12 protein-coding genes and 4 pseudogenes are annotated in these 9,710 nt (G+C 70.2%); 10 read left to right on the top strand and 6 right to left on the bottom strand.

Annotated features, from left to right (window positions below):
- The 4 genes and pseudogenes from AB0M11_RS33660 to AB0M11_RS33645 form a co-directional block, all read left to right on the top strand.
- Positions 1-584 (top strand): annotated as a pseudogene (locus AB0M11_RS33660) (histidinol-phosphate aminotransferase family protein); the annotation flags it as partial.
- A gap of 265 nt (positions 585-849) precedes the next feature.
- Positions 850-1,329, top strand: a complete 480-nt coding sequence (locus tag AB0M11_RS33655) for a hypothetical protein (protein WP_365711918.1) — start codon at positions 850-852, stop codon at positions 1,327-1,329.
- Complete coding sequence (locus AB0M11_RS33650; RefSeq protein ID WP_365711917.1) at positions 1,326-1,451, top strand: hypothetical protein; 126 nt, start codon at positions 1,326-1,328, stop codon at positions 1,449-1,451. The genes AB0M11_RS33655 and AB0M11_RS33650 overlap by 4 nt, the downstream gene beginning before the upstream one ends.
- A gap of 151 nt (positions 1,452-1,602) precedes the next feature.
- Complete coding sequence (locus AB0M11_RS33645) at positions 1,603-1,992, top strand: VOC family protein (protein ID WP_365711916.1); 390 nt, start codon at positions 1,603-1,605, stop codon at positions 1,990-1,992.
- A gap of 115 nt (positions 1,993-2,107) precedes the next feature.
- On the opposite strand, the gene AB0M11_RS33640 is transcribed toward AB0M11_RS33645, so the two are convergent.
- Positions 2,108-2,578 (bottom strand): NUDIX domain-containing protein, encoded by a 471-nt coding sequence (locus tag AB0M11_RS33640; protein WP_365711915.1) that lies wholly within the window; start codon positions 2,576-2,578, stop codon positions 2,108-2,110.
- Between AB0M11_RS33640 and AB0M11_RS33635 the strand changes: the two genes are divergently transcribed.
- Complete coding sequence (locus AB0M11_RS33635; protein WP_365711914.1) at positions 2,568-2,732, top strand: hypothetical protein; 165 nt, start codon at positions 2,568-2,570, stop codon at positions 2,730-2,732. The two genes, AB0M11_RS33640 and AB0M11_RS33635, sit on opposite strands and share 11 nt — an antisense overlap.
- Before the next feature lie 369 nt (positions 2,733-3,101).
- On the opposite strand, the pseudogene AB0M11_RS33630 reads toward AB0M11_RS33635, so the two are convergent.
- Positions 3,102-3,254 (bottom strand): annotated as a pseudogene (locus AB0M11_RS33630) (tyrosine-type recombinase/integrase); the annotation flags it as partial.
- A gap of 137 nt (positions 3,255-3,391) precedes the next feature.
- On the opposite strand from AB0M11_RS33630, the pseudogene AB0M11_RS33625 reads away from it, so the two are divergent.
- Positions 3,392-3,625 (top strand): annotated as a pseudogene (locus tag AB0M11_RS33625) (transposase); the annotation flags it as partial.
- A 191-nt stretch (positions 3,626-3,816) separates the two neighbouring features.
- Here AB0M11_RS33625 and AB0M11_RS33620 read toward each other — a convergent pair.
- Complete coding sequence (locus AB0M11_RS33620; RefSeq protein WP_365711913.1) at positions 3,817-4,713, bottom strand: UTP--glucose-1-phosphate uridylyltransferase; 897 nt, start codon at positions 4,711-4,713, stop codon at positions 3,817-3,819.
- 179 nt (positions 4,714-4,892) lie between these two features.
- Positions 4,893-5,357, bottom strand: coding sequence for an ATP-binding protein (locus AB0M11_RS33615; RefSeq protein WP_365711912.1), 465 nt, complete (start codon positions 5,355-5,357; stop codon positions 4,893-4,895).
- A gap of 120 nt (positions 5,358-5,477) precedes the next feature.
- On the opposite strand from AB0M11_RS33615, the pseudogene AB0M11_RS33610 reads away from it, so the two are divergent.
- The 4 genes and pseudogenes from AB0M11_RS33610 (at position 5,478) to AB0M11_RS33595 (ending at position 8,206) form a co-directional block, all read left to right on the top strand.
- Positions 5,478-6,306 (top strand): annotated as a pseudogene (locus AB0M11_RS33610) (helix-turn-helix transcriptional regulator).
- A complete protein-coding gene (locus AB0M11_RS33605) occupies positions 6,306-6,548 on the top strand; it encodes a DUF397 domain-containing protein (RefSeq protein WP_365711911.1) in 243 nt (80 codons plus the stop codon). The pseudogene AB0M11_RS33610 and the gene AB0M11_RS33605 overlap by 1 nt, the downstream one beginning before the upstream one ends.
- A gap of 81 nt (positions 6,549-6,629) precedes the next feature.
- Positions 6,630-7,142: a hypothetical protein gene (locus AB0M11_RS33600; protein ID WP_365711910.1), complete on the top strand. Its 513-nt coding sequence runs from the start codon at positions 6,630-6,632 to the stop codon at positions 7,140-7,142.
- Positions 7,143-7,219: 77 nt separating this feature from the next.
- On the top strand, positions 7,220-8,206 hold the full coding sequence (locus AB0M11_RS33595) for a helix-turn-helix domain-containing protein (protein ID WP_365711909.1): 987 nt from the start codon (positions 7,220-7,222) through the stop codon (positions 8,204-8,206).
- A gap of 89 nt (positions 8,207-8,295) precedes the next feature.
- Here AB0M11_RS33595 and AB0M11_RS33590 read toward each other — a convergent pair whose 3' ends face one another.
- Positions 8,296-8,964: a DUF4360 domain-containing protein gene (locus tag AB0M11_RS33590; RefSeq protein WP_365711908.1), complete on the bottom strand. Its 669-nt coding sequence runs from the start codon at positions 8,962-8,964 to the stop codon at positions 8,296-8,298.
- Between the two features lie 215 nt (positions 8,965-9,179).
- Positions 9,180-9,638, bottom strand: a complete 459-nt coding sequence (locus AB0M11_RS33585) for an Rrf2 family transcriptional regulator (protein ID WP_365711907.1) — start codon at positions 9,636-9,638, stop codon at positions 9,180-9,182.
- Positions 9,639-9,710: the final 72 nt, after the last annotated feature.

Here is a 9,710-nt window from a genome sequence, read left to right as displayed (position 1 = left end):
CCGAGCTGAGCACCGGGACCAGCTACAGCTCGGGCACGGCGGCGGTGGACCGGCTGGTGAGCGAGACCAACGGGGCGGGCATGCAGCTCGCGCAGGCCGTCGGCGCGGGGCCCGTTCCGGGGCTCGCCGCCGCTCCCGCCGCCGGCGTCGGCATGCCGCTCCCCGTCGCCGCGCAGCAGGGCGGCGCCGGGATGCCGATGCCGGCGGCAGCCATGCAGATGCAGATGCAGCAGCCCCAGCCGCCGATGATGGCGCCGGTGCCCCCGATGGGCGCGGTGCCTCCGATGGCCCCGGCACCCACACCGGCGCCGATGCCCATGCAGATGCCGACCCCCGTCCCCGCGCCGACCCCCGTCCCCGCGCCGACGCCGGTACCTGCTCCGGCCCCGGTACCCGCTCCGGCTCCCGCACCGACCGGTCCGACCCCGCCCGGGGTCCCCGCGCGGGGTGGCCTCACGGCCGCGCAGGTCCGCGGGATGACCGCGCCCGCCCCACCGGCCCCGAACCTGTCGCCGGCACCGGCCACCGGCTGGCCGAACGCCCAGAGCTGGCCCAACGCGGCGGGGATGGGTCAGGCGGGCTAGGAGTCGAGCCGCCCTGCGCACCGACCTGCGCAAGGGCGACCTCCTTGGCCTGCGCTGGGAAGACCTCCACCTCGGCAGCGGCACGGCCGGCATCCGCCGAACCCTCCATCGAACCCGCAGCAATGACCTGGCCACGTGGTCCGCCGATCTCCGTGGACGTGCGGCGTCGTCGGGTCGGGTTGCCGTCGGCGTTGCCATCAGAGGAGCGGCGCCCCGACCGCGATCCGCTACCTCCAAGCAGGACATCCGAGCTACTGGGGATGTCATGCCGACGGCCTACGAGGACGTGCCCTTCAGCGAGCTGCTCCACCACCCCGCTGCCACCGCCCGACGCCTGGACGCCGTCCGCGCCCTGCGGCTGCGCCGACGCGACGCGGGCGACCTCGCCCTCATTCGCGCCGACCAGCTGGAGCAGGACTCCGCCGTGGTCGACTTCACCGCCCGCCTGCTCGCCGGGCTGGTCCGCACCGAGAACACCGCCGCTCTGCGTCAAGCCCTGCCGGATGCTCTGCCCTGGTCAGTCTTCCTCCCCGAGGACGATGTCGAGGCGATGCTGGGCGAACTGGTGGACACCGCTCGCGGGGCTGCTGCGCTGGAGAACCTTGCTCCCATCGCGCTGCTGCTGGCCCAGTGGCGGCACAGTGCCGAGATCCACGCCGACCCCGCCCTGCACGCCATCCTCACCCGAGAGCCCGAAGGCGACCTCGGACCTGTCCCCGCACCCGAGGGCGAGACCGCCGAGTGAGCCCCAAACGCGGTGACCGCGCGGCCCCACCTCCGGTCGGCGACGAGTTCGACCTGCGCTTCGCCAACACCGAGGCAGCCAACGGCTGGGACCACCTCTCCCGCCACGCAGCAGGCAACTAATACTCCAGCTGTAGATCGCGATCTTGCTGTCCGGCGCCATCGCGCCTTGAGTGGATGCCGCCGAAGTCTGACTGCAGGGCAGCTCGCTCATCGAAGTCTGACTTCCGCTGGTCACAGTCGCTGCTGAGCGCCCGTTTGAGAGGATCGGGGCATGGCGGACTCATCTATGCAGATCAATGCCCTCATCGTCGATGCCACAGACCCTGAGCGGCTCGCTGCGTTCTGGTCCGAGTTGCTCGGCAGGCCGGTCGTGGGACGTATGGGCCCATACGTGTGGCTGCGGCGGGAGAACGACCTGGGGCTGGGCTTTCAGCGAACTGCCGAACCCAAGTCGAGCAAGAACCGGATGCACTTCGACATCACCTCTCCCGATCCCGCCGCCGAGCAGCAACGGATCGAGATGCTGGGCGGGCACAGGCTGGAGCAGTACGCCGACGGCGGGTTCCTGGTGATGGCGGACCCTGAGGGCAATGAGTTCTGCATCATCCCTGAGGGCTCCTTCGAGCTCGACGACGAGGGGCGCGCGAACTACCTCGGTTGATGGTCAACTTCGATGGCACAGGACACAGGTCAAGCGCGATTTGCTGGTCCGGTGACGTGCGTGGAGGTCCGTGGTTGTGCGGGGTTGTTGCCGTCAGCAACTGCCGTCAGCCGGTTCAGCCCAGGTACGGCTTCTCGCGCTGTTCCAGGAAGTGCTGGAGCCTGAGCTGTTGGGTCTGGTGCATCGGCAGTTGCTCGATCTCTTCGGGCGGTACGAACCGGAGCTCGGTGGACTCGTCGGAGATTGCCAGCTGGCCGCCGGTGATGCGGGCGGTAAAGCAGACGTTGAACTGGCGGCGGACCTCGCCGTCGGTGTAGGCGATGATGTGTTTCGGGTCGGTGTAGGTGCCGACGAGGCCGGTGATCTCAACGTCGAGACCAGTCTCTTCCTTGACCTCGCGGACGGCCGTGCCGGGCAGGCAGTCGGTGAGTTCCATGCCGCCGCCCGGAAGTGCCCACAGGTCGTTGTCCCGGCGGCGCTGGAGGAGGATGCGCCCGTGGTCGTCGGTGACGACGGCGGATGCGGCGACGACCATGCTGTTCGGCTCAGGTGCGCTGAGGTCGTCGTAGTACTCGGTGCGGGCCACGGTCAGCCTTCCTCTCGTACGGGAGACCTCACCGACAAGCGAGGACTTCGCCGAACCGCAGGACTGGGTGCTGCGGCACTGCGGCCAGAACCCGTCCCACCACACCTACCGGGAGATCATCATCCGGCCCTTGAGGGCCTGGCGGCAGACGTGACCCGCCCCGCCGGCCCACTCACCGCACCGCACTGACCCCGATCCCCGTCCCTGCCGGGCACAGCCGATCGAGGCTCCCCCGTCTTCGTCAGCCCCGGCAGGGACGGGCCCTCACTTACGTGCCGGGCCCATGGCCGTGAGGTTCTGGACCCAGACACAGAAAGTCAGCCACGACGGTGGGCGTGCCGACCGATTCACCAGCCATGTGTGTCTGACTCAACTCCGCGCCGGCATCAGCCCGGTTATCTCCATCGTCACGGCCCCCGGCCAGGCGGCAAGCATGGGCTCCGAGACGGCACAAGCCCGCCCGGCGGCCTCTCGGGCGACCGGCCGCCGACGCCGGCATGACGCTCAAGGTGTGGTTGAGGAGGTCGACGGCCTGGCGTTGGAGGCGGAGTCGGACATGGGCATACATCGTGGCCGTGACGCCGATGTGGGCGTGGCCCAACAGCTCCTTGATCGCGACGAGTTCAACGCCCCGCTCCAGGAGCAGCGTTGCTGTCGAATGCCGGAGGTCGTGGAACGGGAGTGTCTAATCAACGGCGGATCTGACGATCAAGGAGACGCCTCTGATGACGGAGACCGCCGTGGAGAACGAACAGGCCCGAGCAGGTGGTTCAGGCACCGTCGAGTGCGGTGTCGGACGAGCAGCTCGTCGCGATGCTCGTTGACCGCGCCCAGAACGATGGACTGCAGCTGACCGGCGAGGGTGGACTGTTGCAGCAGCTGACCAAGCGGGTGCTGGAGTCCGCCCTGGAAGGCGAGATCATCGACCACGTCGGCTACGAGAAGCACGATCCGGCCGGGAAGAACAACGGCAACCGCCGCAACGGCACCCGGGCGAAGACCGTGCTGACCGATGTCGGTCCGGTGGAGGTGAGGGTGCCCCGCGACGCGGGGGAAACAACACGGTGCCCGTCCGCGTCGAACGCGGACGGGCACCGGATCGAGCGCCGGGCAGGCCTTGCACCTGCATTTCCCCGCAGGAAGCGGGGCGTCTTTCCTTGGACCACCAACGCAGCACCAGCCACCGTCAGTTGCGGCGACCAGCTCGGTAACGATCATATCGTACGCGGCGCCGCGACCTACTCCGCGTCGAGCTTGCTGACCAGGCCGCGCAGCACCGGCCCGTACTCGGGGTGGGCGAGGGCGAAGGCCATCTGGGCGACGAGGTAGTCGGCCGGGTTGCCGGTGTCGTACCAACGGCCCTGGATCACCTGCCCGTACACGGCCCGGCTGGCGGCGTAGGCGTTGATGGCGTCGGTCAGGTACACCTCGCCGGTCCGGTGCTCGTACCAGCGGCGGGTCTGCTCGCGCAGCTCGTCGATGATGCCGGGGGTGACGACGTAGCCGCCGATGGCCGCGTACGGCGACGGCGCGTCGGCCGGGGCGGGCTTCTCGACCAGGCCGGTGATGCGCAACTGGCCGTCGCCGAGGTCCTCCTTGACGATGGGCACGCCGTAGCGCTGGGAGTCGGCGGGGTCCATGGGCAGCAGGGCCAGCACCGGGCAGCCGGTCTGCTCGTAGGCGCGTATCAGCTGCTGGGCGCGGGGCACCTCGGCGACGAACACGTCGTCGGGCCAGAGCACGAGGACGGGCTCGTCGCCGAAGGAGCGGGCGGCGTTCAGCACGGGGGTGCCGTTGCCGTACGGGCCGTACTGGTCGAGGTAGGTGATGTGCCCCTTGCGGGCCAGCTCGGCGACCTCCTCGACGGCGTCCGCGTAGGCGGTCTTCCCGTCGGCGCGCAACTGCTCGACCAGGGCCGGATTGGGCCGGAAGTGGTCCTGGATCAGGCTCTTGCCGCCGGAGACGACGATGGTGATGTCGGTGATCCCGGAGTCGACCAGCTCACGCACGGTGTGCTCGATGACCGGCTTGTCACCGACCGGGAGCATCTCCTTCGGCGTGGCCTTGGTCAGGGGCAGCAGGCGGGAACCCAGGCCGGCGGCGGGGATCACGGCCCTGCGGATCGTCGGGGGCATCAGGTCTCTCTCGGTCGGATCGGACGGTTTGGCACACGGCGGTACCGGGACGTTATCAACGCGGCCTGTGCGGCGGGGGAAACGCGAGCTGCCGGGGACGCTTCGTCCGGGCGACGCGCGGGTGACGTCCCGGTGTGCCGCCGCCCTCATCGCCGAGACCGTCACCTGACGCCTCCGGCTCAGGGACTGCGCCGGAGCGGCAGGTCCACCTCGGCCCGTACGGTCTTGCCCGGTGCGCCGTCGCAGTCCCGCTCCAGCACCTCCCACCGGTCGGCCAGCGCGTCCACGAGCACGAGCCCGCGCCCTCCGGCGTCCAGCGGCCCAGGCGGCCGTACGTCCCGGGGGCCGGGCGGCCGCCGTTCGGCCCGCGTGTCGGTGACCTCCACCCGCACGCTCCCCGTCACCAGCGAGAGCCGCAGCTCGAAGTCCCGCCCCGGCACGCGTCCGTGCGTCACGGCGTTCGCGGCCAGCTCCGCGACGATCACCGACACCTTGTCGATCACCTCCGCCGCCGCGAACCGGCCGCCCCACGCATGGAGCTGGGCCACAACGAGATGCCGCGCGAGCCGGGCGCCCCGCGGGGTGCAGCTCAACCGCTGGGTAAGTGTTCGACTGACAGTGACGGCGGTGGGGGGTGCGTCCATGCCCCCAATCTGCCGCGCGCGACCGGCGGTTCTCCAGGTACCGGCCGCGTACTCCCCGCACGCGTACTCAGTGACCGACTGGACTGTACTGATCACCTTCCGTGACCATGGGTCCCGGAGGTGGCCTACGTGGGCGACGGAGTCGAGCCGGAGTCGTCGGACAGTCTGCGGACTTTCGGGGCGGTGGTCCAGGCGTTGCGCGAGCACACGGGGCTGAGCAGGGAGGAGTTCGGCGAGCGGGTGCGGTTCTCGAAACACACGGTGGCGTCCGTGGAGTTGGGCCGCCGCATGCCGGACGAGTCCTTCGTGGAGGCGGCGGAGGACGCCCTCGGCAACACGGGGGCGTTACGGCGAGCGGCGGAGCATGTGGCTCGGCAACCGGGGTTGGCGGCCTGGTTTCGGCAGTGGGCGCGGATGGAGGCGTCGGCGATCACGCTGTACACGTACGAGAGTCGCATGCTGCCGGGACTTCTCCAGACGAAGGCCTACGTGGATGCGCTGTCCGCGGCTCAGCTTCCGCCCCTGGACGACGCGGAGATCGAAGAGCGGTGGGCTGCACGAGCGGAACGCCAGAAGCTGCTGTGGGAACGGGCGAACACCGCCTTCAGCTTCATCCTCGAAGAGCACCTGTTCCTCCGACGCACAGGGGGCCCGGAAGTCACGCGGGGCCTCATCGACCACGTCCTGGAGGTCTCCGAGTTCCGGAACGTCGAGATCCAGGTCATGCCTCTCGTCAAGGAGTCTCACTCGGGCCTACAAGGCCCGATCTGCCTGCTGGAAACCCCCCGAGAACAGGTGGTACGCCTACAACGAGGGCCAGGAAAGCGGACAGTTGATCTCCGACCCGAAAGTGGTCAGCGTACTCCAGAGGCGGTATGCCAGGATGCGTTCGCAGGCTCTCACCATCCAGGACTCCGCGAGCCTGTTGCAACGGGTGCGAGGGGACTAATGAGCACATCCGACCTGGCCTGGTTCAAGAGCAGCTACAGCAGCGCTTCCGGCGACAACTGCATCGAAGTCGCCCTCTCCTGGCACAAGTCGAACTACAGCAGCGGATCCGGCGATAACTGCGTAGAGGTCGCCACCTGCCCCACCACCGTCCACATCCGCGACTCCAAGAACCGCCGGGGGCCCCAGCTCGCCCTCTCCCCCGCCGCCTGGGCGGACTTCCTCGATCACGCCGGAAAGTGACCGCGGGGCCGCTCGACCTACCCAAGTCCTCACCAGCGTGACTGGATCCCGGTAGCGCGAGACGACCGGGGGGATCCAGCCATGTCCAGACGCCTTTTCGCCGTGTTCCTGGCACTGAGCGCCGCCGCCCTCACCTCGTGCTCCGACGGCGGGGGGACGGCCCTGGACGGCGACGCGAAGAACGGCACGCTCGTCGGGTACGAGCACACCCAGGTCGGCAAGGAGTACTGGGTGACCATGCCGCAGATGGAGAACACGTCGGGGAAGCCGCTCACCGTCCTCGGCGGCAAGATCGCCCATGTGCCGGCCGGACTGCGGATCACGGGTTACCGGGTGGTCAGCGACGGCGCCGGCCCGCACCCCATCGGGGTGATACCCGTAGGCGTCACGGACGATCACGCCCTCGCCCGGAGGGGCAGTGCGATCCCGGTCAAGGCGCACACCCTGTCGCACCTTTACTACGAGGCGCGGGTCAAAGTGACCGGCGCGGTACACGGCGACCTGACCACCTGCCGGTACACGTACCGGCAGGGCTCCACCACCTACCACCAGGACATCGGCTGCGACACCCGGATCCGCCTCGGCAGACCCTGACCGGCCAAGGCCCTGGGCCGGTGGACGACGTCCCCGCGCGCGCTGGCCGGATGTGCGCCGAGCGATAGAATCGTGCCATGACCGCCGCCGTCGACTTCCTGCCCACCCGCCCCCACCGCGTCGTCGTGCTCGCGCTCGACGGGGTCTACCCCTTCGAGCTGGGGATCCCGAACCGGGTCTTCCCCGGCGTGCCGGGTGCCTACGACGTGGTGACGTGCGCGGCGACGGAGGACCGTACGGTGGCGACCAGCGCCGACTTCAGCGTCACCGTCGAGCACGGGCCCGAGGCGCTGGAGAGTGCGGACACCGTGGTCGTGCCGCCGTACGACATGGCGCGGATCGCGCAGGAGCTGCCCGCGCCGGTCGCGGCGGCGCTGGCGCGGATCCGGCCCGGGGCCAGGATCGTCTCCATCTGCACGGGAGCGTTCGCGCTCGCGGCGGCCGGGATGCTGGACGGGCGGCCGGCGACCACGCACTGGGCGCTGGCGCCGCTGTTCCGGCGGATGTTCCCGCAGGTGGCGCTGGATCCGGACGTGCTGTTCATCGACGACGGGGACGTCCTGACCTCGGCCGGTGCGGCGTCCGGCGTCGACGTCTGCCTGCACATCGTGCGCTCCGACCACGGCAGCGCGGTCGCCAACAGCGTGGCCCGCCAGTGTGTCGTGCCGCCGTGGCGGGACGGCGGCCAGGCGCAGTACATCGAGCAGCCGGTGCCGGAGGAAGGGGCCACCGGCACCGCGGCCACCCGGGCCTGGGCCCTGGAGAACCTGGAGCGGCCGCTTTCCCTGCGGGAGTTGGCCGATCACGCCCGGATGAGCCAGCGGACGTTCGCCCGCCGGTTCCAGGAGGAGACGGGGACGAGCCCGGGGCGCTGGCTGATCCAGCAGCGGGTGCACCGGGCCCGGCATCTCCTGGAGACCAGCGAGCTGTCGGTGGACCGCGTCGCGGCCGAGGTCGGGTTCGCCACGGGCACGTCGCTGCGGCAGCACCTGCACGCGGCGATCGGCGTCTCCCCGCAGGCGTACCGGAACACGTTCCGGGCCACGGCGGCGAGCGAGGCCTGAGCGGGCGGAGTCCCCAGGGGCTCGCCCCGGCGCACGGTCCCGTCACCGGGACGGGGCGCGCCGCGGCGAGCCGGGGCCGGACGGTGGGGCTACTTGCCGGGGCACTGCTTCCAGGCGAGGTGGTAGACGGTGCTGATCTCGCCGTCGGTGGAGTCCATGGTCATGAAGCTGACCTTGCCGGGGTTCGCGCTGCCGGCGTTCACGCGCAGCTCGGTGTTGATGTTGAAGTTGCGCTGGACCCCGCAGGGCGCCCAGACCAGCTGGGCCCAGTCGGTGGTGTCGGTGGCCTGCCAGTTGTCGTTGTAGGGACCGGTGAAGGGGTGGCTGGCGGAGGCGGTGTTCGAGGAGCCCTGGAAGTAGTACGAGGCCCGCTGGGTGCCGGTGGCGCCCGATTGGAGCGAGGCGAAGCCGCGGTAGTCGGCGCTGGCGATGGCGTAGGTGAAGCCGCCCGGCACGTGGACGACCAGGTTGAGCTGGCAGTTGCGCCGGAAGGCGGTGGGGTCGGAGGTGCCGCCGGCCTGGGCGAGGTAGTCGCTGTAGGTGACGGTGAAGGCCTCGTTGTCCTCGGACACGGCGACCGCGGTGGTGCCCGCCGGACAGCCCGAGCCGTTGACGGTGGCGACATTGATGACGATCTTGTCCGGCGGCGGGTTGTCGAACACCGGCGACGACGAGGCGTCGGCCTGTGCGGGCAGACCGGCGGTGAGCAGTGCCGCGAGCGCTCCGCCGAGCAGGAGGCCTTGTCTCCTGGGTGCCATGGTTTCTCCAGTTCGGGTGATTCGAGTGGGGGGTTGCACCCGCGGTCCCCACGGTTCAACTTTGAAGAAACTGTGTGTTTCCTGTGAAGACCGGGGCGCTCGCATCGTAGGAACCATGGCATGAACCGGTCAGGTCGAACTCCGGCCATTCACACCACCGGATTTCACAGGCCCCCCAGGGCTCAGGGGCTCAGGGGTCTCCGGGACTCAAGGGCTCAGGGGTTCTCCCAGGCCGCCGGCTCCGCCGCCAGCGCCCGTACCGGCTCCGGCAGGGCGTCCGCCGCGATGTCCGCCACGGTGACGCCTTCGAGGATCTTGCGGACGTTGGCGCGCAGCGCGATCCACAGGGGCAGCAGCGGCTGGGCGGTGCCGGTGTAGGCCAGCCCCGTCGGGCGCTCGCCGCGGACCGAGACGATCGGGCCGTCGACCGCCCGGATCAGGTCCGCCACCGTGATCGCGGACGCCTCCCGCGCCAGCCGGTAGCCGCCGCCCCCGCCACGCCGGCTGTCGACGATCCCGGCGCGCCGGAGGTCACCCAGAATGCCCTCCAGGAACTTGTGCGGAATCTCCTGGGCGCCGGCGATCTGCTCCGCCTTCACGGGGGCCTCGCCCTGCCGTACGGCGAGCTCCAGTACCGCCCGTACCGCGTAATCCGCTCGTGCCGAGATCCTCATGCGTCCATTGTGGGGCGTCCGCCCGTGGACAATGGCCGCACCCGCGCCCCGTAAGATCGCCCGGGAGGATCC

Origin of the sequence: Streptomyces sp. NPDC051987 (genome assembly GCF_040680735.1) — a bacterium.
Taxonomy (GTDB): domain Bacteria; phylum Actinomycetota; class Actinomycetes; order Streptomycetales; family Streptomycetaceae; genus Streptomyces.
Note: the sequence above shows the minus strand (reverse complement) of the source record. Positions and strands in the feature narration are given on the sequence as shown.